This is a genomic window from Aliigemmobacter aestuarii (assembly GCF_004799285.1).
Taxonomy (GTDB): domain Bacteria; phylum Pseudomonadota; class Alphaproteobacteria; order Rhodobacterales; family Rhodobacteraceae; genus Aliigemmobacter; species Aliigemmobacter aestuarii.
Genome location: NZ_SSND01000001.1, coordinates 201,777 through 224,530, shown reverse-complemented (window position 1 = coordinate 224,530; position 22,754 = coordinate 201,777). Strand labels below are relative to the sequence as shown.

Sequence of the window (22,754 nt, the reverse complement as noted above, 5' to 3'; positions counted from 1 at the left end):
ATTTTCGACGGGGGCGCTGCCCCAGCACCCCCGGGATATCTGGGCCAGCGTGAGGAAAGGCGTCTGGTCTGCTGAGGAAGGTAGGGACACATGTTTGATCTGACGGGCAGGACGGCGCTGGTGACGGGCGCTTCGGGTGGCATCGGGGCGGCGATCGCGCGGGCGCTGCATGGGGCGGGGGCCACGGTCGGGCTGTCTGGAACGCGGGTCGCGCCGCTGGAGGCGCTGGCGGCGGAGCTGGGCGGGCGGGCGCATGTGTTGCCCTGCAACCTGTCGGACGCGGCCGCGGTCGAGGCCCTGCCGAAGCAGGCGGCAGAGGCGATGGGTTCGGTCGACATCCTTGTGAACAACGCGGGCATCACCCGCGACAACCTGTTCATGCGCATGTCGGATGACGAATGGCAGAGCGTGCTGGACGTGAACCTCACCTCGACGTTCCGGTTGTGTCGCGGGGTGTTGCGCGGGATGATGAAGGCACGCTGGGGCCGGATCGTGAACATCTCGTCCGTGGTCGGGGCCACGGGCAATCCGGGGCAGGGCAACTATGCCGCGTCGAAGGCGGGCATGGTGGGCATGTCGAAATCGCTGGCCTATGAGGTGGCCAGCCGCGGCATCACCGTGAACTGCGTGGCGCCGGGCTTCATCACGACGGCCATGACCGACAAGCTGAACGACGAGCAGAAGGGCAAGATCCTGACGCAGGTTCCGGCGGGGAGGATGGGCGAGGCGGACGAGATCGCGGCGGCCGTTCTTTATCTGGCGAGCGCCGAGGCGGGCTATGTCACCGGGGCCACACTGCATGTGAACGGCGGCATGGCGATGATCTGACGGCGACACGGTTCTTCGGAAAATCCTTTGGTGGCAAAGGATTGCCAGAGCCGGAAAACGGGGGCGCGGGAAAGCGTTTGCCATGCGGCGCGCGCCTTGCTATAGGCGCGGAAGAAGGCAGCGGGCCAAGGTGGGCCCGGTGCCGCCTTTCGGGGCGAGTGGACATCAAGACCGGGGCCTTCCGCCCCCAAATGCGAGGAAGAGACATGAGCGATATCGCTGATCGCGTGAAGAAGATCGTTGTCGAACATCTGGGCGTCGAAGAGGACAAGGTGACCGAGAACGCCTCGTTCATCGATGACCTGGGCGCCGACAGCCTCGACACCGTGGAACTGGTCATGGCCTTCGAGGAAGAGTTCGGCATCGAGATCCCGGACGACGCGGCCGAGACGATCCAGACCTTCGGCGACGCGGTTTCGTTCATCACGAAGGCCGCCTGATCGGATCTTTTCCCGAAAGGGTGACGCAAGGCCCCTCGCAGCGATGCGGGGGGCTTTTCGTTGTGGATCGGGCCGCGGCCCGTTTGCCGGCCCCTTCCGGCCCCGCACCGTTGACTTTGCCGGTTTGAAGGGCGCGAACGGCCGGTGCCGCGATGGGGCGCGGCGGCCGGGCCAGCATGGGCGGATTGGCGCGCATTCGGGGATGGTGGGGCGGCACGGCAAGAGGCAGGCGCCCGCCCGGTTGCACGGCCTTTCGGGCGCGTGTATCAGGGCGCAAAGAGGGGCTTGGCTCCGGTCTGGAATGGGGGAAGGCATGCGCAGGGTTGTTGTCACGGGGCTGGGTCTGGTGACGCCGCTGGCGTGCGGCGTCGAGGAGACGTGGAGCCGGCTTCTGGCGGGGCAATCCGGCGCAGGGCCGATCACGCGCTTCGATGCTGCGAATGTGGTTACGCAATACGCCTGCGAGATCCCGTTTGGCGACGGGACGGACGGCACCTTCAATCCCGATGACTGGATGGAACCGAAGGAGCGGCGCAAGGTCGACGATTTCATCCTGTATGGAATGGCCGCGGCGGTTCAGGCGGTCAAGGATGCCGGGTGGGAGCCCGAGGACGAGGAAAGCCGCCTGCGCACGGGGGTGATGATCGGGTCGGGGATCGGGGGTCTGACCTCGATCGCCGAGACGGCGGTGCTGATCAAGGAGCGCGGACCCAAGCGGGTGTCGCCCTTCTTCATCCCCGGCGCGCTGATCAACCTGATCTCGGGGCAGGTGAGCATCCGTTTTGGCTTCAAGGGGCCGAACCACGCAGTTGTCACGGCTTGTTCGACCGGCGCCCATGCCATCGGCGACGCGGCGCGGCTGATCATGCTGGGCGATGCCGATGTGATGGTCGCCGGCGGGGCCGAAAGTCCCATTTCGGAGATCGGGATTGCCGGGTTCAACGCCTGCAAGGCGCTGTCCACCAAGCGCGCCGATGACCCGACCAAGGCCAGCCGCCCCTATGACGCGGATCGCGACGGGTTCGTGATGGGCGAGGGCGCGGGCGTGGTCGTGCTGGAGGAATACGAACACGCCAAGGCGCGCGGCGCGAAGATCTATGCCGAGGTTCTTGGCTATGGGCTTTCGGGCGATGCCTATCACATCACCGCCCCCTCCGAGGATGGAGACGGCGGCTATCGCAGCATGCAGGCGGCCTTGAAGCGCGCTGGGATCACGCCGGATCAGGTGGATTACATAAATGCGCATGGCACCTCGACCATGGCGGATACGATCGAACTGGGCGCGGTGGAACGCCTGATGGGCGATGCAGCGGCGAGCGCGACGATGTCGTCGACGAAGTCCTCGATCGGGCATCTTCTGGGTGCGGCGGGCGCGGTGGAGGCGATCTTCTGCGTGCTGGCGATCCGTGACCAAATTGCGCCACCGACGATCAACCTGGATAACCCGGCGGTCGAGCCGAAGCTGGACCTCGCCCCGAACAAGTCGGTCAAGCGCAAGATCGACGTGGCGTTGTCCAACAGTTTCGGCTTCGGCGGCACGAATGCGAGCCTCGTCCTGGGGCGGGTGTCAGGCTGATGTGGCGGGCGATCGCCTCGAACGCGCTGACGCTTTTCATCGTTGTTCTCGTGCTGGTCGCGGGGCTTCTGGCGTTGGGGCGGGAACGCTATGCCGGGCAGGGGCCGCTGGCCGATGCGATCTGCTTCGAGGTGGAGCGGGGCGCATCGATGAGCGCGGTCAGCCGTGCGCTTGAGGCGCAGGGGGCGATCAGCGATGCGCGCATTTTCCGGATCGGGGCCGATTATTCGGGCAAGTCTGAGCAGCTGAAATTCGGCAGCTACCTGATCGGTCCGGGGGCCTCTATGGCCGAGATCGTGGCAATCGTCACGGCGGGCGGTCAGTCGACCTGCGGGCGCGAGGTAAACTACCGGATTTCGGTCGCCAGCTCCGAGGCGGTGCTGCGCGAACTTGATCCGGCGCAGAACCGGTATGTCGAGGTGGTGAAGTTCGACCCGGCGGTCGCGGCGCCGCCGGCGGAATATGTCGAGGCGGCGGAAGCGGCGGATGTGCGCTGGCGGGTAACGCTGGCCGAGGGCGTGACGAGCTGGCAGGTGGTCGATGCGCTGCGGCGGGCGGAGTTCCTGACCGGGGAGATCGCGGAGGTTCCGGCCGAAGGGACGCTGGCGCCCGACAGCTATGAGGTGGCGCGGGGTGCGGACCGTGCGGCGCTGCTGGCGGAGATGACGGCGCGGCAGACGGCGATCCTTGCCGATCTGTGGGCGTCGCGCGCGGGCGGTCTGCCCTATGACACGCCGGAGGAGGCGTTGATCATGGCCTCGATCGTGGAGAAGGAGACGGGCGTCGCGGAAGAGCGCAAGCTGGTGGCGAGCGTCTTCGTGAACCGTCTGGAACAGGGGATGCGGCTGCAGACCGACCCGACGGTGATCTATGGCATCACCAAGGGCGAGGGTGTTCTGGGCCGGGGCCTGCGGCAAAGCGAGTTGCGTCGCGAGACGCCGTGGAACACTTATGTGATCGACGGCCTGCCGCCGACGCCGATCGCCAATCCGGGGCGCCTGTCGATCGAGGCGGCGCTGAACCCCGAGACGTCGGATTACCTGTTCTTCGTGGCGGACGGGACCGGGGGGCATGCCTTTGCCACTACGCTGGCCGAGCATAACGAAAACGTCGCCCGCTGGCGCGAGATCGAACGCCAGTTGCAGGAGCAGCAAGAACAGCAGCAGGACGGATCGGGCGGCAACTGAGCCGCCCTTTTCCTTTCCGTTGCGGGACGGCCGGCCGTGGCTTTACTTGCCCGTAACCCGTGTTACGCTTCTGCGTCCGGATCGAGGGGGAGTGCGGATGCGCGAGGAACTGCGGGCAGGGCGGCGCGAGGCGATCGAGGCGGCGGCCTATCGTCTGCTGGCCGAAAAGGGCTATGCCGGGATGTCGATGCTGGCGGTGGCGCGGGCGGCCCGCGCCTCGAACGAGACGATCTATCGCTGGTACGGCAGCAAGGAAGGGCTGGCGCGGGCGCTGGTGGACAGTAACACGCTGGTCGTGCGGCAGGTGCTTGACCGGGCGCTGGCGGCGGCCCCGGAGGGTGCGCCGGAGGGTGGCGGGGAGCCGCTGAAGGCGCTTTATGCGATCTGTCCGGTGCTTCTGGAGATGCAGGTCGGTGACCGGATGACGGCGTTGAACCGGGCTGCGGCGGCCGATCCGAGCGGAGAACTGGGGCGGGCGTTGGACCGGTCGGAGCGCGAGGAGATCATCGTGCGGCTGGCCCTGCTTATGCAGGCGGCGATTGCGGCGGGCAGCGTCAAGGAAGAGAACGCCGCGCGCGCCACGGAATGGCTGATGCGGCTTCTGGTCGGCGATTGGCAGGTCCGCCGGATGACGGGTGTCATGCCGATGCCCGGGGCGGAGGCCATCGCCGCACGGGTCGCCGAAGCCTGGAGGGCCTTTCGCCGACTGGCGGTGTTGCGGTAACGGGGAATTCGGCGTTCTATTTGTTAAGATATTGAAAATAATAAATTTCTTGACCTTCCGCGCGGTCCTGTGTATAGCTTGCGGCATGATGGATGAATTGGGTCAGCGGCCGGGGGGGAACCCCTTGGGCCGCTTTTTCATGTCGGCAGGTCACGAGGGCGGAAATAGCAGGCGATGACGGAAACGCTCCCCGGCGGCGATGAGATGCCGCCGCGCGACCTGATCGAGGTCGCCGAAGGGCTGGTCGCGGCGGCAGCCAGCGATCTGTGGGAATTGCACGAACGGGTCAGGACGGGCGAGTTGCAGACGCTGAAGGAGGCGTTGGCGGCGGCGCGGGAATTGCGCGCGGCCTGTCAGACCCTGATGGATGAAAGGGCAAAGGTTGAAAAGCTCCGCAAACAGGTCGCAGGTGTCACGACCGGACATGCGTTCGACTTCGGCGCCGCGCGGGATGAGATCGGGCGCCGCCTGGCTTGCCTCCGCGACGCCGGAGACGGTTGAGGAATTCCTGTCGGGGCTGAGCGACAATGCGCTGCTGTCGCTGCCCTGGATGTTCGAGTTCTGGGCGCTGCCGCATCAGGTCCCGCCGGAGGGCATGTGGAAGACATGGGTCATCCTGGGCGGACGCGGGGCGGGCAAGACACGGGCCGGGGCGGAATGGGTGCGCTCGCAGGTCGAAGGCGCGGGGCCACTGGACGAGGGTGCCGCGCGGCGCGTAGCGCTGGTGGGCGAGACGGTCGATCAGGTGCGCGAGGTGATGATCTTCGGCGACAGCGGCATCATGGCCTGCTCGCCGCCCGACCGGCGGCCGGAATGGCAGGCCACGCGCCGCCGTCTGGTCTGGCCGAACGGGGCGGAGGCGCGGGTCTTTTCCGCGCATGAGCCCGAAAGCCTGCGTGGCCCGCAGTTCGATGCGGCCTGGGTGGACGAACTGGCCAAGTGGAAGCGGGCGGCGGACACCTGGGATCAGTTGCAGTTCGGGCTTAGGCTGGGCGCGCATCCGCGTCAGGTGGTGACGACAACGCCGCGCAACGTGGCGGTTCTGAAGGCGATCCTGAAGAACCCCTCGACCGTGATCACCCACGCGCCGACCGAGGCGAACCGGGCCTATCTGGCGGCCTCGTTCCTGGAAGAGGTGCGGGCGCGTTATGGCGGCACGCGGCTGGGGGCGCAGGAACTGGACGGGATGCTGGTGGAAGACCTGGAGGGCGCCTTCTGGACGGCTGCCTTGCTTGAAGCGGCACGGGTCGAGGAGGTTCCCCCGCTGGACCGGATCGTCGTGGCGGTGGACCCGCCGGTGACGGGCAAGGCGGGGTCGGATGCCTGCGGGATCGTGGTGGCGGGCGCCGTGACGAAAGGCGCACCGAAGGACTGGCGCGCCTATGTGCTGGAGGATGCCAGCGTTACCGGCGCCTCGCCCAATCAATGGGCACGGGCGGCGGTGGAGGCGTTTCACCGACACGGGGCCGACCGGCTGGTCGCGGAGGTGAACCAGGGCGGGGAACTGGTGCGCGAGGTGATCCACCAGGAGGATCCGCTATTGCCGGTGCGTCTGGTCCATGCCAGCCGAGGCAAGGCGGTGCGGGCCGAACCGGTGGCGGCGCTGTACGAACAGGAGCGCGTCGCGCATGTCCGCGGGCTTCTGCCACTGGAGGACCAGATGGCCCAGATGACGCGGGCGGGCTTTCAGGGGCGTGGCAGCCCTGACCGGATGGATGCACTGGTCTGGGCGATCCACGAGCTGATGATCGAGCCCGCGGCGGCGTTCCGCGATCCGCGGGTGCGGACCCTTTGAGCAGGGCGCCGGGGGCTTTCGGCGCAATCGGTATCTGGATCGGGATGAAGATGGGCCGGGGCGCGCAGGGCGTGCCGCCGGGGACGATGGCGGCTGCCCGGTCGGCGGGTGTCCATCGCGGAAACGGGAGAACGGGCGATGGTGTTTGATTTTCTGCGGCGGACGGAGCGGGCGGCGGAGCCCGTGCCGGAAACCAAGGCCTCGGCCACCGGGCGGGTGATCGCCTGGGGTGGCGCGGGGCGCGTGGCCTGGAGCCCGCGGGATACGGTCAGCCTGACGCGGAACGGGTTCCTGGGCAATCCGATCGGGTTCCGGGCGGTCAAGGTGATCTGCGAGGCGGCGGCGGCCCTGCCGCTGGTGTTACAGGATTGCGAGCGTCGCCACGATATTCATCCGGTGCTGGACCTGATCCGGCGGCCGAACGGGGCGCAGGGCCGGGCCGAATTCCTTGAAGCGGCCTATGGCCAGCTTGTGCTAACCGGAAACGCCTATCTGGAGGCGGTTCCCGGAACGGCCACCCTGCCGGGTGAGCTGCATGTGCTGCGGTCGGACCGGATGGCGCTGGTGCCGGGCGCGGATGGCTGGCCGGTGGCCTATGACTATACGGTGGGCAACCGGAGGCACCGGTTCGACCTGACCGGGGAGGTGCCGCCGATCTGCCACATCCGCGCCTTCCATCCGCAGGACGACCATTACGGGTTTTCGCCCCTGCAGGCTGCGGCGGTGGCAATCGATGTCCATTCCTCGGCCAGCCGCTGGTCGAAGGCGCTTCTGGACAATGCGGCGCGGCCGTCGGGCGCGATCGTCTATCGGGGCGCGGACGGGCAGGGCAGCCTGTCCGCCGATCAGTACGACCGGCTGGTGAGCGAGATGGAGGCGCATCATCAGGGCGCGCGGAACGCGGGGCGCCCGATGCTGCTGGAAGGGGGGCTGGACTGGAAGCCGATGGGGTTCAGCCCCAGCGACATGGAATTCCAGAAGACCAAGGAGGCGGCCGCGCGCGAGATCGCCATCGCCTTCGGAGTGCCGCCGATGCTGATGGGGATTCCCGGGGACGCGACCTATGCGAATTACCAGGAGGCAAACCGCGCCTTCTATCGGCTGACGGTGTTGCCGCTGGCGGCGAAGGTAACGGCGGCCTTGTCGCACTGGCTGGCCGGGTTCACGGGCGAGGCGGTGGAACTGCGGCCCGATCTGGACCAGATCCCGGCGCTGGCCTCGGAAAGGGATCAGCAATGGGCGCGAGTGGGGGCGGCCGATTTCCTGACGGCTGCGGAAAAGCGCGCGATCCTTGGCCTGCCACGGCTGTCGGAGGACGCATGAGCGCGCGCGGGCAGCAGGGCGGGTCGCGGTTTCTGTACGACAGTTTCGATGCGGCCACGGCGCGTATCGAGGCGAACGAGCGCGTGGCCGAGGAACGCTGGGCCGGGCTGGAATACCGGCTGGGCCGGATCGAAGACACGCTGGAGCGCCTGGAAAAGCGCATCTGGCTGGGCGTTTACGGGGTGGCGGCCTTTCTGCTGGCGCAGGGAGCCGAGGCGATCCTGAGGGCGGCAATGAGGTGAGGGACATGGAGTATCGGGACAATCCGGGCGCGCCGGAACGCAAGTTTCACCGCCCCGAAGCGGGGCTGGCGGTAGAGGCAGGGGAGGCCGGCACGGTGATCGCGGGCTATGCCAGCCTGTTCGGGACGCGCGACCAGGGGGGTGACGTCGTCTTGCCCGGCGCCTATGCCGCGTCGCTGGCCGCGCTGGAAAAGGGGGGGCGGCGGGTAAAGATGCTGTGGCAGCACGATCCGCGCGAACCGATCGGCATCTGGGACGAGGTGCGCGAGGATGCAAAGGGGCTTTGGGTCAGCGGGCGGCTTTTGCCCGGCGTGGCCCGTGCGCGGGAGGCGGCCGCGCTTTTGGAAGCGGGGGCAATCGACGGGCTGTCGATCGGCTATCGGACGAAGCGCGCAGAACGCGATGCTGCGGGCCAGCGGAGGCTGGCGGAAGTGGAACTTTGGGAAGTGTCTCTGGTGACTTTCCCGATGCTGTCCGACGCCCGTGTGGCCGCCAAGGCAGGGGACGACGCGCAGGCGACCTGGCGGGCGATCGCCGAGGTCTTCGAGGCGGCGCGGCAGGACATCGCGGGGCTGACGCTGCGCGGCTGAGGCGCGGGCGGCCCGTTCATCAAGGAAAGGACGAACGATGAACGAGATCAAGGCTCGGGCCGGGACGGATCTGTCCGCGGCCCCGGAACCGGCTGCGGAGGTGAAATCCGCGATGGCTGGATTGCTGAATTCCCTCAAGGGCTTTCAGGAAGAAGTGAAATCTGTGTTGCAACAACAGGAAGAGCGACTGACCATGCTGAGTGCAAAGATGATGACCCATGGCCGCCCGGCGCTGGCGACGGCGGCCGAGATCGAGGCCCCGCATCAGAAGGCCTTCGACGCCTATCTGCGGTCGGGCGATGACGACGGGCTGCGCGGCCTGCACCTGGAGGGCAAGGGGCTGAACACGGCGGTGGCGGCCGAGGGTGGCTATCTGGTCGATCCGCAGACCGCCGAGATGATCCGGTCGAGCCTGAAATCGACCTCGTCGATCCGGGCCATCGCCAATGTCGTGCAGGTCGAGGCGACGTCGTTCGACGTGATCATCGACCATTCGGACGTGGGGTCGGGCTGGGCCACCGAAAGCGGCACGGTGACGGAAACCGCGACGCCGCAGATCGAACGCATCTCGATCCCGCTGCACGAGCTGTCGGCCATGCCGAAGGCAAGCCAGCGCCTGCTGGACGATGCGGCCTTTGACGTGGAGGGCTGGCTTGCGGGGCGCATCGCCGACAAGTTCGCGCGCGCCGAGGCCGCGGCCTTTGTCGCGGGCGACGGGGTGGACAAGCCGCGCGGGTTCCTGAACCACAGCGCGGTGGCCGAGGCCGTCTGGGCCTGGGGCAGCCTTGGCTATATCGCCACGGGGGCTGCGGGCGACTTCGCGCCGGTCAATGCCGCCGATGCGATCGTGGACCTCGTCTATGCGCTGGACGCCAGCTACCGCGCCAACGCGGCCTTCGTGATGAATTCGAAGACCGCGGGCGCGGTGCGCAAGATGAAAGATGCCGACGGCCGCTTCCTGTGGTCGGACGGTCTGGCCGCCGGGGAGCCCGCGCGCCTGATGGGCTATCCCGTGCTGATCGCCGAGGACATGCCCGACATTGGCGCGGATGCCCAGGCGATCGCCTTCGGCGACTTTGCTGCGGGCTATACGATCGCCGAGCGTCCTGAGCTGCGCGTGCTGCGCGATCCGTTCTCGGCCAAGCCGCATGTGCTGTTCTATGCCTCCAAGCGCGTGGGCGGCGACGTGAGCGACTTCGCCGCGATCAAGCTGCTGAAATTCGCGGTGTCCTGACCTGGGCGGAACGACAGGCCCGGCCCTGCGTCGCAGCGGGGCCGGGCCATCTGCGGCTGGTCTAGGGGGATGACATGAGACTGACGGAACAGACGGCGGTGCCGGTCGGCGCTTTGCCGGTGGCGGCGCTGAAGGATCATCTGCGGCTGGGCAGCGGATTTGCCGATGACAGCCTTCAGGACGGGTTGATCGAAGGGTATCTGCGCGCCGCGATGGCGGCGATCGAAGGGCGGATCGGGAAGGCGCTGATCTCGCGGCGGTTCCTGCTGGAACTGTCGGACTGGCGCGACGGCGCGGCGCAGGCGCTGCCGGTGGCCCCGGTGGGTGCGATCATTTCCGTCACGTTGGTCGATGCGGCGGGGGGCGAAACGGTCGTGCCGCCCGACCGTTACCGGCTGGCCGCCGACACCCATAGGCCGCGCCTTCTGGCCGTGGGGGTGCAACTGCCCCTTGTGCCGGACGACGGCCGGGCCGAGGTGGTCTTTGACGCGGGTTTCGGCGCGGACTGGGGCGGGGTTCCGCCCGATCTGCAACAGGCGGTGCTGTTGCTTGCGGCCGAGTTCCACGAAAATCGCCATGATCCGGGCGACGGCACGGGCGGGATGCCCGCGGCGGTTCTGGCGCTGACCGAGCGTTGGCGGACGGTGCGCGTTCTGGGGGGCGGCGCATGACGCGGCGCGACTTCAGCCGGCGGCTGGTGCTGGAGCGCGTCGTGCGCGCACCGGATGGGGCCGGGGGGTTCACCGAGACCTGGGAAGCCCTGGGAACGCTCTGGGCGGAGATCCGGGCCGGAACGGGCCGCGAGGCCGCGGGTGAGGAAATCACGCTTTCGAGCGTGGCCTATCGCGTCTTTGTGCGTGGCGCGCCGGTTGGATCGACCGCGCGCCCGGAGCCCGGTCAGCGCTTTCGCGAGGGGCAGCGCGTGTTCGCGATTCAGGCCGTTGCAGAGGCCGATCCGGCGGGCCGGGTTCTGGTCTGCTTTTCGCGCGAGGAGGAACCGGCATGAGCTATGGCGCGGCAGTGGCCCTGCAGGTGGCGGTCTATGAGCGGTTGACAGCGGAACCGGCGCTGGCGGGGGTGGCGATCCACGATCAGGTGCCGCCCGGGCCGATGCCGGGGCTGTTCGTCCTGGTCGGGCCCGAGGAGGTGACGGAAGCCTCGGACAAGACCGGCGCGGGGGCGGAACACCGCTTTGCGGTGGCGGTGATTTCGGATGCGGCGGGCTTCATGGCCGCAAAGGTCGTGGCCGTCGCGATCTGCGACGCGCTGGACGGGGCGGCGCTGACGCTGACCCGCGGTCGGCTGGTTTCCTTGCGCTTTGCCCGGGCGGTGGCGCGGCGTCTGGACGAGGGCGAGATCCGGCGGGTCGATGTGACCTTTCGCGCCCGGATCGAAGATTGAGCGGACCCAAGACCGGGTGATCCATTCCATCCGGTCCGGCGCGGCGGTTGGCCCGCGCCGGGCCATTCCTGAACATCGGAGAATGTCATGGCTGTGCAAAGCGGCAAGGACCTTTTGGTCAAGCTCGACCTGACCGGGGACGGTCAGTTTGAAACCATCGCGGGGCTGCGGGCGACGCGGATCAGCTTCAACGCCGAGACGGTGGATGTGACCAGTCTGGAATCGGCGGGGGGATGGCGCGAACTGCTGGCAGGCGCCGGGGTGCGGTCGGCCTCGATCAGCGGGTCGGGGGTGTTTCGCGACGCCGATACAGATGAGCGCGCGCGGCAGATCTTCTTTGCAGGGGAAACGCCGGATTTCCAGGTGATCATCCCGGATTTCGGCACGGTGCAGGGGGCGTTCCAGATCACGGCGATCGAGTATGCGGGCAGCCACAACGGCGAGGCGACCTATGAAATCTCGCTGGCCTCGGCCGGGGTGCTGACGTTTACGGCGCTGTGATGGCGAACCCTTACGCGGGCGAGGTCGCGCTAGTGGTCGATGGCCAGCGCCGGGTGGCCAGGTTAACGCTTGGGGCGCTGGCCGAACTGGAAGCGACGCTTGAGACGGGCGGCCTGATCGATCTTGCGGAGCGGTTCGAGGCGGGCCGGTTTTCGACACGCGACGTGCTGGCGCTGGTCGTGGCGGGCCTGCGCGGCGGCGGCTGGCCGGGAACCGCCGGGGACCTGATGACGGCGGACATCGCAGGCGGCCCGGTGGAGGCGGCGCGGGTTGCGGCGCAGTTGCTGGCGCGCGCCTTCGCGGTTCCGGACCGGCCATGAGGCGGATCGACTGGCCGGGCCTGATGCGGGCCGGGATGCACGGGCTTGGCCTGACACCGGATCAGTTCTGGCGCCTGACGCCGGCGGAACTGCGGATCATGCTGGGGGCGGAACAGGCGGCGCCGCCCCTGACACGCGCGCGGCTGGAGGAACTGGCCGCGGCATTCCCCGACATCGATCGGGCAGCGAAGCAGGAGGCGAGCAATGGCAGAGATCGAGACGCTGAAGGATCAGCTTGACGCGCTGGAGGCCACGTTGACCGGTACGACCGGCATGGTGGTGGCCTTCGAGGGCGAACTGGCGAGGATGCGCGACAGTCTGGTGTTCACCGGGCGCGAGGTCGGCACGCTGACCACGGGGATCGGGGGCGGATTGCGGCGTGCCTTCGACGGCCTGGTGTTCGACGGCATGAAGCTGTCGGACGCGCTGCGCGGTGTCGCGCGGACGATGGCCGAAACGGTTTACAACGTGGCCATGAAACCCGTGCAGGCGGCCGTGGGCGGTTTTCTTGCCGAGGGCATGAACGGGCTTCTGTCGGGGATGATGCCCTTTGAAAGGGGCGGGGCCTTCACGCAGGGCCGCGTCATGCCCTTCGCGAAGGGCGGGATCGTGAGCGGGCCTGTCAGCTTTCCGATGCGCGGGGGGGCGCGCGGCCTGATGGGTGAGGCTGGCCCCGAGGCGATCATGCCGCTGGCCCGTGCGGCCGACGGGCGTCTGGGTGTGCAGATGTCCGGTGGCGGGCGTCCGGTGAACGTCGTGATGAACATCGCAACCCCGGATGTGGCGGGCTTTCAGCGCAGCCAGTCGCAGATCGCGGCACAGGCGGCGCGCGCCCTGGCGCGTGGCCAGCGCAACAGGTGAGGTGAGACATGGCCTTTCATGAAGTCCGGTTTCCTGCGTCGCTGAGCTTCGGTTCGGTCGGCGGGCCGGAGCGGCGCACGGATATCGTGACGCTGGTCAACGGGTTCGAGGAACGCAACAGCCCCTGGGCCCATTCCCGGCGGCGGTATGATGCCGGTCTGGGTCTGCGGTCGCTGGATGATGTCGAGGTTCTGATTGCCTTCTTCGAGGCGCGGCGGGGGCAGTTGCACGCCTTTCGCTGGAAGGATTGGGCCGATTACAAATCCTGCGCGGCCTCGGTCGAGCCCTCGCCCCTGGATCAGGTGATCGGCACCGGGGATGGCATGACGAAGGTCTTTCAGTTGCGGAAGACCTATGCCTCGGGCGGGCAAAGCTATGTGCGTCCGATCGCTAAGGCCGTCGCCGGAACGGTTCTGGCAGCGGTCGCGGGCGACCCCAAGATCCTTGGCGTCGAGTATACGGTGGATCCGAACCGGGGAGAGATCATCTTTGATCATGCGCCCGACGTCGGCACCGAGGTGCGCGCGGGGTTCGAGTTCGATGTGCCGGTCAGGTTCGACACGGACCGCATCCAGGTGTCGGTGGCGTCATTCCGTGCGGGCGATGTCCCGAGCGTGCCCGTGGTGGAGGTCCGCATCGCATGAGCTGGGACCTGCTGGACGACCATCTGAAGAGCGGCACCACGACGCTGTGCCGGGCCTGGCGCATTGCGCGGCGTGACGGGACGGTCTTCGGGTTCACAGACCATGACCGGGATCTGAAATTCGAGGGCACGGTGTTCCGCGCCGAGACCGGGGTGAGCGGTCGGGCGATCGCGCAGGTCACGGGGCTGGCGGTGAACAACACCGAGGTTCTGGGCGCGCTGATGTCGGAGGCGCTGGAGGAGCGGGATATCCTCGCCGGCCGGTTCGACGGTGCCGAGGTCCGGTGCTGGCTGGTCAACTGGGCGCGGCCCCTCGAACGCGTGATCCTGTTCCGGGGCCACGTGGGCGAGATCGTCCGGGAAGGGGAGGCCTTCCGGGCCGAGTTCCGTGGTCTGGCCGAGGCGCTGAACGTGCCCGACGGTCGTGCCTATCAGACGGATTGCGGGGCCGTTCTGGGCGACGGCGCCTGCGGGGTGGACCTGACCCGACCGGCCTTTTCTGCGGTGGTCGAGATCGCAAGCATCGTTGACGGACGGTTTCTGACCCTCCGCGACGGGCCGGAACACGAGGACCGCTGGTTCGAGAGGGGACGCCTTGAGGTGCTTGACGGTGCCGCTGCGGGCGTAACGGCGGTCGTCAAGGGCGATCGGCGGCAGGGACGGCTGCGGACGGTCGAGCTTTGGCAGGACGTGGTGGCCGACCTGCGCGCGGGCGATCGCGTGCGGCTGACCGCAGGCTGCGACAAGCGGGCCGACACCTGCCGGGCGAAGTTCGCGAATTTCCTGAATTTCCGGGGGTTTCCGCATATTCCGGGCGAGGATTGGCTGACCACCTTCCCGTCGATCAACGGGGTGAATGACGGTGGCGGGGTGCGCCCATGACTGTGGTCGCAGAACGTGTGGTCACGGCGGCGCGCGGTTGGCTTGGAACCCCCTATGTGCATCAGGCATCTGCCAGGGGGGCTGGGGCGGATTGCCTGGGCCTGCTGCGCGGCATCTGGCGCGAGGTGATCGGCCCGGAGCCTGTCGCGGTTCCCGCCTATACGATGGACTGGTCCGAGGCGGGCGGGCGCGAGGACCTCTGGGAGGCGGCGCGGCTCTGGCTGGTTCCGAAGGCGCCGGATGAGGCGGCGGTCGGGGATGTCCTGCTGTTTCGCATGCGCGAAGGGGCTGTGGCCAAGCATCTGGGCGTGCAGTCGGCCACGGGGGCGGAGCCGCGGTTCATCCACGCCTATACCGGGCACGGGGTGATCGACAGCCCGTTGTCGGAGCCCTGGGCGCGTCGGCTGGTGGCCCGGTTCGAGTTCCCGCAGGAGAAGGGTTGAGACGATGGCGACGATTCTGCTTTCTGCCGCGGGGGCCGCAGTCGGTTCCGGGTTTGGCGGCACGGTTCTGGGGCTGTCCGGCGCGGTGATCGGCCGTGCGGTCGGGGCGACCCTGGGCCGCGCGCTAGATCAGCTCTTGCTGGGTGCCGGATCAGAGGCCGTCGAGGTCGGACGGGTCGACCGGTTCCGCCTGATGGGCGCCAGCGAGGGGGCAGCCGTGGGCCGTGTCTTTGGCCGCGTGCGCATCGCGGGGCAGGTGATCTGGGCCACGCGTTTCCGCGAGACGCGGAATGAAAGCGGCGGCGGGAAAGGCGCGCCGAGGCCGCGCACGGTGGAATACACCTATAGCGTGTCACTGGCCGTGGCCCTGTGCGAAGGGGTGATCGCCGGGGTCGGTCGGGTCTGGGCCGACGGTGTGGAGATCGCACCGTCGAGGGTCACGATGCGCGTCTATCGCGGCGGGGAAACCCAGCTTCCCGATCCCAAGATCGAGGCCGTGGAAGGGGTGGGGGCCGCGCCTGCCTATCGCGGCATCGCCTATGTTGTCTTCGAGGATCTGGAACTGGCCGCCTTCGGCAACAGGGTGCCGCAGTTCAGTTTCGAGGTGATCCGGCGGGCGCAGGGCCCGGCAACGGGGGCGGTGACATCGCTGCACGAGGCCGTACGGGCCGTGGCGCTGATACCGGGAACGGGCGAATATTCGCTGGCCACGGCGCCGGTGCATTACAGCGAGGATCCCGGCGTCAACCGGTCGGCGAATGTCAATTCACCCGCCGGGCGACCGGATTTCGTCGAGTCCATGCGGCAACTGGACCGCGAGCTGCCGAATGTGGGGTCGGTTTCGTTGGTGGTGTCCTGGTTCGGAAGCGATCTGCGGTGCGGGCAGTGTCTGGTCGAGCCGAAGGTGGAGCAGGTCCAGCGCGATGGCGAGGGGATGCCCTGGCAGGTCTGCGGATTGCCGCGGAGTGCCGCGCAAGAGGTGATCCGCGAGGACGGCCGGTCGATCTATGGCGGCACGCCTTCGGATGCGTCCGTGATCCAGGCGATCCGTGCGATCCGGGCCTCCGGCAAGGAGGTGATGTTCTATCCGTTCATCCTGATGGAGCAATGGAAGGAAAACGGATTGCCCGATCCCTGGACCGGGGCTGCGAACCAGCCGGTTCTACCGTGGCGCGGGCGGATCACGCTTTCTCGGGCGCCTGGTCGGGAAGGATCGCCCGATCGGACCGCGGCCGCCGAGGCGCAGGTTGCCGACTTCATGGGCACGGCCCAGCCGGGGGATTTCGCGCGGGACGGGGAAACGGTGGTCTATTCGGGGCCGGAGGAGTGGCGATACCGGCGGTTCATCCTGCATTATGCGCATCTTTGCGCGGCCGCGGGCGGGGTGGATGCCTTCTGCATCGGTTCGGAAATGGTGGCGCTGACGCAGATCCGCGGGGCTGGCGACACGTTTCCCGCAGTTGATGCGCTGCGCCAGTTGGCGACCGAGGTGCGGGCGATCCTCGGGCCTGATGTGAAGCTGAGCTATGCCGCCGACTGGACGGAGTATTTCGGCTATCACTCCGGCCGGAACGTCTATTTCCACCTTGATCCGCTTTGGGCCGATCCGAACATCGACTTCATCGGGATCGACAATTACATGCCGCTGTCCGACTGGCGCGATGGAGAGGCGCATGCAGACGCATCCTGGGGATCGATCCACAACCTCGATTATCTGAAGGCGAACATTGCGGGGGGCGAGGGCTTTGACTGGTACTATGACAGCCCCGAAGCCGAACGGGCGCAAAACCGCAAGCCGATCGAGGACGGCGCGCATGGCGAGCCCTGGATCTTTCGCTACAAGGACCTGAAGAACTGGTGGTCGCGGGAGCATTTCGAACGGCGCGGCGGTGTCAGGCAGGCGGTTGCGACGCCCTGGGTGCCGAAGTCGAAACCGATCCGCTTCACCGAATACGGTTGCGCGGCCATCGAGAAGGGCACCAACCAGCCCAACAAATTCCTTGATCCGAAGTCGTCGGAGTCGAGGCTGCCAAAGTTCTCGAACGGACGGCGCGATGACCTGATCCAGATGCAGTATCTGCGGGCGTACCACGAATTCTGGGCCGAACCGGGCGCGAACCCGGTCTCGCCCTACTTCGCCGGGCGGATGGTCGACATGTCGCGCGCCCATGTCTGGACCTGGGATGCGCGGCCGTTCCCGCAGTTTCCGAATCTGATCGACGTCTGGGGTGACGGCGACAACTACGCGCGCGGTCACTGGATCACCGGGCGGTCGACGAACCAGCCGCTGGCGGCCGTGGTGGCCGAGATCTGTTCCTGGGCCGGGATCCTGAATGCCGATGTGTCCGACCTGCGGGGCGTGGTGCGCGGATACTGGGTGAACGATGTCCAGTCCGCGCGTGCGGCGCTGCAACCTCTGATGCAGGCCTTCGGGTTCGATGCGACCGAGCAGGGGGGCCGGCTGACTTTCCGCATGCGGGACGGTCTTGTGGATCATGGGTTGTCCCCGCCCGCACTGGCTGTGGATCCGGACGTCGAGGGAGGGGTGATCCGCGCGCGCCTGGCCGAGGCGGAGACCGCGGGAAAGGTGCGCCTTGGCTTTGTCGGGGCCGAGGGTGATTTCGAGTTGCGCCAGGCCGAGGCGATCCTTGCCGAAGACGGAAGCGCGGGCGTGTCACAGACCGACCTGCCGCTGGTCCTGACCGCGCCCGAGGCGCGGGGTATCGCCGAACGCTGGCTGTCCGAGGCACGCGTTGCGCGCGACACCTGCCGTTTTGCGCTGCCGCCTTCGGATGGGCGGATCGGATGCGGCGATGTCGTTTCGCTGGACGGGCTGCGATACCGCATCGACCGGGTGGAGAGGGGCGAATGGCAGGTGATCGATGCGGTCCGGGTCGAGCCTGCGGTCTATCAGCCAAGCGATGCGGCGGACGAGCGGGGCGTGCCGCGCCCTTTCGTGGCCCCGATGCCGGTCAACCCTGTCTTCCTCGACCTGCCGATCCTGTCCGAGGATGCCGCGCCTCATGCGCCCTACGTCGCCGTGTCTGCCCGGCCCTGGCCGGGCGCGGTCGCCGTCTGGAGCGCGCCGGAAGATGACGGTTACAGGCATGATCTGACGTTGTCGGCCTCGGCCAGCATCGGCGTGACGCAATCGCCGTTGCGTGCCGCGCGGGCTGGTTTGTGGGACCGGGGCGAGGATCTGGAGGTGCGGCTTTTCGGCGGAATGCTGCAATCGAGGGGCGAGAGCGCGGTTCTGAACGGCGCCAACGCGATCGCGATCGGTGGTGGTGGGGTGGCCGGGTGGGAGATTTTCCAGTTCCGCACCGCAGAACTGATCGCCCCGTTGACCTATCGGCTGCGGAACCGTTTACGGGGGCAATTGGGGACGGATGCCGACATGCCGCAGGTCTGGCCCGCGGGAAGCCGGGTGGTGCTGTTGGACGATGCCCTGCGGCAACTGGTGATTTCCGAAGGCGCGGTTGCGCTTGAACGGCATTTCCGGATTGGCCCGGCAGCCCTGGGGTATGACGATCCGGCGATTGTTCACCGGATCGAGGCGTTCGAGGGGATCGGGCTTCGCCCTTACCGGCCCTGCCACCTGATGGCGCGGCGGGGAGGCGGAGGCGACATCCGTCTGAACTGGGTCCGGCGAACGCGTATCGGAGGCGATAGCTGGCGACCGCGCGAGGTGCCCCTGGGCGAGGTGCGTGAGGAATACCTGGTGCAGATCAGGAGGGGCGGGGCAACGGTGCGCGAAGTCACCGTGACGGACCCATCATGGACCTACACCGCCGCGATGCAGGCTGAGGATGCCATCGAGGCAGGCGCGGTTGCGCGTGTCGCGCAGGTGTCCGAAAGCTTCGGGCCGGGGCCATTCCAGAGGGTCGCATTGCCCGACGCTTGACACGCAGGATCAACGGTCGGGCGACCATCGGGGGGCCGGTCCTCCCCTTGTTGCGGTGGCTCGGGCCCGTGCCGGCCATCCTTCTGCCGGGGCTGAAGCGGCGCCGAGGCCATGGCGGCCTGATGCCTGCTTTGCGGCCCCCGCGTTCCTTGTGGCACCGGGGGCCTGACAAAAGTGCGAGATGTTCGTGATCTATGGGCTTGGTCCGGAGGCTGTGGTATTCTGCGCGACGTAAAAGGAGGCGACAGATGGCCGAAACAAAACCGAAGATCGCACAGCTTGACCCGGTCTGGGAACGGGTGCGGGAAGAGGCGCTTGAGGCGATCCGTGCGGAACCGCTTCTTGGCGGTCTGGTCCATTCCAGCCTGTTGCACCATCCGACGCTTGAACGGGCGCTGGCGTATCGCTTTTCGCTGAAACTCGCATCCGGCGAGATGAGCGAACAGATCCTTCGGGAAACGGCCGACGAAGCCTATGCCTCGGATCCCGAAATCGGGCAGGCGGCGCGTGCGGATCTGGTGGCGGTGTTCGATCGCGACCCTGCCTGCCATCGCTATCTGCAGCCGATCCTGTTCTTCAAGGGCTTCCAGGCGGTACAGGCCTACCGGATCGGCAACTGGCTCTGGCGTCAGGGGCGCCACGACATGGCCTATTTCGTGCAGATGAGGGTTTCTGAGGTCTTTGGTGTTGACATTCATCCGGCCGCGCGGATCGGGCGCGGCATCATGATCGACCACGCCCATTCGATCGTCATCGGTGAAACCGCGGTTGTGGGCGACAACGTCTCGATGCTGCATTCGGTCACGCTTGGTGGCACCGGCAAGGAGGACGGCGACCGTCATCCCAAGATCGGCAACGGCGTGTTGATCGGTGCGGGGGCCAAGGTGCTGGGCAACATCCGCGTGGGCGAATGTTCCCGGATCGCGGCCGGTTCGGTCGTGCTGACGGATGTGCCGCGCTGCACGACGGTGGCGGGTATCCCGGCCCGAGTGGTGGGCGAAGCGGGCTGTTCGCAGCCTTCGGTCAGCATGGATCATCTGCACATCGGCGAAGACAGGGCGACCGGACGCTGAAGCGCAGGGACGATGTGAAAAGGCCCGGGTGGTGCCCGGGCCTTTCTTCTGTCTAAAGCCGGAAATCAGGCCAGCATCGTGATCGGGTTTTCCAGATTGTCGACGAGCGACTGAAGGAACTGGGCTCCAAGTGCCCCGTCGATGACGCGGTGATCCACCGACAATGTCATCGACATGACAGTGGCCACGCCGATCGTCCCGTCTGCCAAGACCACCGGTTTCTTGAGACCGGCGCCGACGGCGAGGATCGACCCGTGCGGAGGGTTGATCACGGCGTCGAAGTTCTCGATCCCGAACATCCCGAGGTTGGAAATCGCGAAGCTGCCACCCTGGTATTCATGGGGGGCAAGTTTCTTCGTCTTCGCGCGGGTGGCGAGGTCCTTCATCTCGGCCGAGAGGGCCGATAGAGATTTCAGATGGGCATCGCGCAGGACGGGGGTGAAAAGGCCACCTTCAACCGCAACCGCAACAGCGACATCCGAGGGCTTCAGGCGCAGCATCCGGTCACCCGCCCAGACGGCATTCGCATCAGGCACCGCCTGCAGGGCCAGCGCAGAGGCCTTGATGATGAAGTCGTTGACCGAAAGCTTCACACCGCGGGCTTCAAGCTGCTTGTTCAGTTGCGCGCGGAAGGCCATCAGCGCATCCAGCCTGACCTCGCGGCGCAGGTAGAAATGCGGGATCGTCTGCTTGGCTTCGGACAGGCGGGCCGCGATGGTCCGGCGCATGCCGTCAAGCGGCACCTCTTCGTAGGCACGGTCGGCATACATTTTCATCACCATCTCGGCCGAGGGGCCGGTGGGCGCCGCTGCCGGGGCAGGGGCCGCGGTCGACAGCGGAGCGGCTGCCACCGGAGCCGCCGAAGCCGCGGGGACTGCCGGTTTGGCGGTGCTCGCGCTCAGCCCCTCGACATCGGCGCGGACGATCCGGCCATGCGGGCCGGAACCGGTGATCGCCGACAGGTCAATCCCCTTGTCCTTCGCGATGCGCCGAGCAAGTGGCGAGGCAAAGACGCGCTTGCCGTCGGCCTTGGGCGCGGCCGGAGCAGGCGCCGATGGTGCGGCCGGCGCCGCTGTCGCGGCAGGGGGCGGAGATGCTGCCGCGGGGGCCGGGGATGCCGCCGCGGGGGCCGCATCGGCACTTTCGCCTTCCTCGACAAGGACAGCGATCGGCGTGTTCACCTTCACGCCCGAGGTTCCCTCGGCGATCAGGATCTTGCCCATGATCCCTTCGTCGACCGCTTCGAATTCCATCGTCGCCTTGTCGGTCTCGATCTCGGCGATGATCTGGCCGGATTTGACCTCGTCGCCTTCCTTCACCAGCCATTTGGCCAGCGTGCCTTCCTCCATCGTGGGCGAAAGGGCGGGCATCAGGATTTCAATAGCCATTTCCTCACCTCACCGGTAGCAGACGGATTTGACCGCGGCGACGACCTCGGCCGGGGTGATCAGCGCGAACTTTTCAAGGTTCGCCGCATAGGGCATCGGCACATCCTTGCCCGTGCAGGTCACGACGGGGGCGTCGAGGTAATCGAACGCCCGCTGCATGATCGTCGAGGCGATGTGGTCGCCGATGGAACCCACCGGGAAGCCCTCTTCCACCGTCACGCAGCGGTTGGTCTTCATCACCGAGGCCAGCACCGTATCATAGTCGATGGGGCGCAGGGTACGCAGGTCGATCACCTCGGCGCTGATGCCGTCCTTCGCCAGCTGGTCCGCCGCCTCAAGCGCATGCGCCATGCCGATGCCGAAGCTGACAATCGTCACATCGCTGCCCTCGCGCCAGATCCTGGCCTTGCCGAAGGGAATGGTGAAATCGTCGATCTGCGGCACTTCGAACGAGCGGCCGTAAAGGATCTCGTTCTCCAGGAAGACCACCGGATTGGGATCGCGGATCGCTGTCTTCAGCAGGCCCTTTGCGTCGGAAGCCGAATAGGGCATCACCACCTTCAGCCCCGGAATGGCCGCATACCATGCCGCGTAATCCTGGCTGTGCTGGGCCCCAACGCGCGCCGCTGCCCCGTTCGGGCCGCGGAACACCATCGGGCTGCCCATCTGGCCGCCCGACATGTAAAGCGTCTTCGCCGCCGAGTTGATGATGTGGTCGATGGCCTGCATCGCGAAGTTGAAGGTCATGAACTCGACGATCGGCTTCAGCCCGCCCCAGGAGGCGCCGACGCCGATCCCGGCAAAGCCCATCTCGGTGATCGGCGTGTCGACCACCCGCTTGGCGCCGAATTCGTCCAGAAGGCCCTGGCTGATCTTGTAGGCGCCCTGGTATTCGCCCACTTCCTCGCCCATCAGAAAGACGGTCGGATCGGCGCGCATTTCTTCGGCCATCGCCTCGCGCAGGGCCTCGCGCACGGTCATCGTCTTCATCGGGGTGCCTTCGGGCCAGTCGGGCGACGCCTTCGAAACGACCTCGACCGGGGCTGCCGCGGCGGCGGGGGCTGCGGCGGCGACCGGGGCAGGGGCGGCCGCAGCAGCAGCAGCAGGCGCTTCGGCCTTCGCGGCGGGGGCAGGGGCGCTTTCGCCTTCTTCCACCAGCACCGCGATTGGCGTGTTCACCTTCACGTTCTGCGTGCCTTCGGCGATCAGGATCTTGCCCATGATCCCTTCGTCGACCGCTTCGAATTCCATCGTCGCCTTGTCGGTCTCGATCTCGGCGATGATCTGGCCGGATTTGACCTCGTCGCCTTCCTTCACCAGCCATTTGGCCAGCGTGCCTTCCTCCATCGTGGGCGAAAGGGCGGGCATCAGGATTTCAGTTGCCATTGTTCTTTCCCCC

General features: G+C 67.3%; 25 protein-coding genes. 23 read left to right on the top strand and 2 right to left on the bottom strand.

Annotated features, from left to right (window positions below):
* The first annotated feature begins 90 nt into the window (after positions 1 to 90).
* The 23 genes from fabG to cysE all read left to right on the top strand — a co-directional run bounded on the left by fabG (position 91) and on the right by cysE (position 19,967).
* Positions 91 to 828, top strand: coding sequence for a 3-oxoacyl-ACP reductase FabG (gene fabG, locus E7811_RS01040; protein ID WP_136392752.1), 738 nt, complete (start codon positions 91 to 93; stop codon positions 826 to 828).
* Positions 829 to 1,034: 206 nt separating this feature from the next.
* Positions 1,035 to 1,268, top strand: a complete 234-nt coding sequence (locus E7811_RS01035; RefSeq protein ID WP_136392751.1) for an acyl carrier protein — start codon at positions 1,035 to 1,037, stop codon at positions 1,266 to 1,268.
* Positions 1,269 to 1,581: 313 nt separating this feature from the next.
* On the top strand, positions 1,582 to 2,844 hold the full coding sequence (gene fabF / locus E7811_RS01030) for a beta-ketoacyl-ACP synthase II (protein WP_136392750.1): 1,263 nt from the start codon (positions 1,582 to 1,584) through the stop codon (positions 2,842 to 2,844).
* Positions 2,844 to 4,031, top strand: a complete 1,188-nt coding sequence (mltG, locus tag E7811_RS01025; RefSeq protein WP_136392749.1) for an endolytic transglycosylase MltG — start codon at positions 2,844 to 2,846, stop codon at positions 4,029 to 4,031. Before fabF ends, mltG begins: the two co-directional genes overlap by 1 nt.
* A gap of 97 nt (positions 4,032 to 4,128) precedes the next feature.
* Positions 4,129 to 4,755: a TetR/AcrR family transcriptional regulator gene (locus E7811_RS01020; protein ID WP_168732893.1), complete on the top strand. Its 627-nt coding sequence runs from the start codon at positions 4,129 to 4,131 to the stop codon at positions 4,753 to 4,755.
* Positions 4,756 to 4,929: 174 nt separating this feature from the next.
* Positions 4,930 to 5,256 (top strand): hypothetical protein, encoded by a 327-nt coding sequence (locus E7811_RS01015; protein WP_136392747.1) that lies wholly within the window; start codon positions 4,930 to 4,932, stop codon positions 5,254 to 5,256.
* A complete protein-coding gene (locus tag E7811_RS01010; protein WP_136392746.1) occupies positions 5,207 to 6,550 on the top strand; it encodes a DNA-packaging protein in 1,344 nt (447 codons plus the stop codon). The genes E7811_RS01015 and E7811_RS01010 overlap by 50 nt, the downstream gene beginning before the upstream one ends.
* Before the next feature lie 138 nt (positions 6,551 to 6,688).
* The gene (locus tag E7811_RS01005; protein ID WP_136392745.1) at positions 6,689 to 7,873 is read left to right on the top strand and encodes a phage portal protein; all 1,185 of its coding nucleotides are present in this window, start codon (positions 6,689 to 6,691) and stop codon (positions 7,871 to 7,873) included.
* Positions 7,870 to 8,115, top strand: a complete 246-nt coding sequence (locus E7811_RS01000) for a GTA head formation protein, RCAP_rcc01685 family (RefSeq protein ID WP_136392744.1) — start codon at positions 7,870 to 7,872, stop codon at positions 8,113 to 8,115. Before E7811_RS01005 ends, E7811_RS01000 begins: the two co-directional genes overlap by 4 nt.
* A gap of 5 nt (positions 8,116 to 8,120) precedes the next feature.
* Positions 8,121 to 8,705 (top strand): HK97 family phage prohead protease, encoded by a 585-nt coding sequence (locus E7811_RS00995; protein ID WP_136392743.1) that lies wholly within the window; start codon positions 8,121 to 8,123, stop codon positions 8,703 to 8,705.
* A gap of 37 nt (positions 8,706 to 8,742) precedes the next feature.
* The gene (locus E7811_RS00990) at positions 8,743 to 9,939 is read left to right on the top strand and encodes a phage major capsid protein (protein ID WP_168732892.1); all 1,197 of its coding nucleotides are present in this window, start codon (positions 8,743 to 8,745) and stop codon (positions 9,937 to 9,939) included.
* Positions 9,940 to 10,013: 74 nt separating this feature from the next.
* Complete coding sequence (locus E7811_RS00985; RefSeq protein ID WP_136392742.1) at positions 10,014 to 10,610, top strand: head-tail connector protein; 597 nt, start codon at positions 10,014 to 10,016, stop codon at positions 10,608 to 10,610.
* Positions 10,607 to 10,945, top strand: coding sequence for a head-tail adaptor protein (locus E7811_RS00980; RefSeq protein WP_136392741.1), 339 nt, complete (start codon positions 10,607 to 10,609; stop codon positions 10,943 to 10,945). Before E7811_RS00985 ends, E7811_RS00980 begins: the two co-directional genes overlap by 4 nt.
* Positions 10,942 to 11,340, top strand: a complete 399-nt coding sequence (locus E7811_RS00975) for a DUF3168 domain-containing protein (RefSeq protein ID WP_136392740.1) — start codon at positions 10,942 to 10,944, stop codon at positions 11,338 to 11,340. Before E7811_RS00980 ends, E7811_RS00975 begins: the two co-directional genes overlap by 4 nt.
* A gap of 87 nt (positions 11,341 to 11,427) precedes the next feature.
* Positions 11,428 to 11,841 carry a phage major tail protein, TP901-1 family gene (locus E7811_RS00970; protein ID WP_136392739.1) on the top strand — a complete coding sequence of 138 codons (414 nt, stop codon included), beginning with the start codon at positions 11,428 to 11,430 and terminating at the stop codon, positions 11,839 to 11,841.
* Positions 11,841 to 12,161 carry a gene transfer agent family protein gene (locus tag E7811_RS00965; RefSeq protein WP_136392738.1) on the top strand — a complete coding sequence of 107 codons (321 nt, stop codon included), beginning with the start codon at positions 11,841 to 11,843 and terminating at the stop codon, positions 12,159 to 12,161. Before E7811_RS00970 ends, E7811_RS00965 begins: the two co-directional genes overlap by 1 nt.
* Positions 12,158 to 12,400 (top strand): rcc01693 family protein, encoded by a 243-nt coding sequence (locus E7811_RS00960; RefSeq protein ID WP_136392737.1) that lies wholly within the window; start codon positions 12,158 to 12,160, stop codon positions 12,398 to 12,400. Before E7811_RS00965 ends, E7811_RS00960 begins: the two co-directional genes overlap by 4 nt.
* Positions 12,366 to 13,022: a phage tail tape measure protein gene (locus E7811_RS00955; protein WP_136392736.1), complete on the top strand. Its 657-nt coding sequence runs from the start codon at positions 12,366 to 12,368 to the stop codon at positions 13,020 to 13,022. Before E7811_RS00960 ends, E7811_RS00955 begins: the two co-directional genes overlap by 35 nt.
* 8 nt (positions 13,023 to 13,030) lie before the next feature.
* Entirely contained in the window at positions 13,031 to 13,666 is a 636-nt protein-coding gene (locus tag E7811_RS00950; RefSeq protein WP_136392735.1) for a DUF2460 domain-containing protein, read from the top strand.
* The gene (locus E7811_RS00945) at positions 13,663 to 14,547 is read left to right on the top strand and encodes a DUF2163 domain-containing protein (protein ID WP_136392734.1); all 885 of its coding nucleotides are present in this window, start codon (positions 13,663 to 13,665) and stop codon (positions 14,545 to 14,547) included. Before E7811_RS00950 ends, E7811_RS00945 begins: the two co-directional genes overlap by 4 nt.
* A complete protein-coding gene (locus E7811_RS00940) occupies positions 14,544 to 14,990 on the top strand; it encodes an NlpC/P60 family protein (protein WP_136392733.1) in 447 nt (148 codons plus the stop codon). The genes E7811_RS00945 and E7811_RS00940 overlap by 4 nt, the downstream gene beginning before the upstream one ends.
* A 4-nt stretch (positions 14,991 to 14,994) precedes the next feature.
* Positions 14,995 to 18,894, top strand: coding sequence for a baseplate multidomain protein megatron (locus tag E7811_RS00935; RefSeq protein ID WP_136392732.1), 3,900 nt, complete (start codon positions 14,995 to 14,997; stop codon positions 18,892 to 18,894).
* A 248-nt stretch (positions 18,895 to 19,142) separates the two neighbouring features.
* Positions 19,143 to 19,967 carry a serine O-acetyltransferase gene (gene cysE, locus E7811_RS00930; RefSeq protein ID WP_136392731.1) on the top strand — a complete coding sequence of 275 codons (825 nt, stop codon included), beginning with the start codon at positions 19,143 to 19,145 and terminating at the stop codon, positions 19,965 to 19,967.
* Between the two features lie 65 nt (positions 19,968 to 20,032).
* Here cysE and E7811_RS00925 read toward each other — a convergent pair whose 3' ends face one another.
* Entirely contained in the window at positions 20,033 to 21,355 is a 1,323-nt protein-coding gene (locus E7811_RS00925; RefSeq protein ID WP_136392730.1) for a pyruvate dehydrogenase complex dihydrolipoamide acetyltransferase, read from the bottom strand.
* A 9-nt stretch (positions 21,356 to 21,364) separates the two neighbouring features.
* Entirely contained in the window at positions 21,365 to 22,741 is a 1,377-nt protein-coding gene (locus E7811_RS00920) for a pyruvate dehydrogenase complex E1 component subunit beta (RefSeq protein WP_136392729.1), read from the bottom strand.
* Between the last annotated feature and the right edge of the window lie 13 nt (positions 22,742 to 22,754).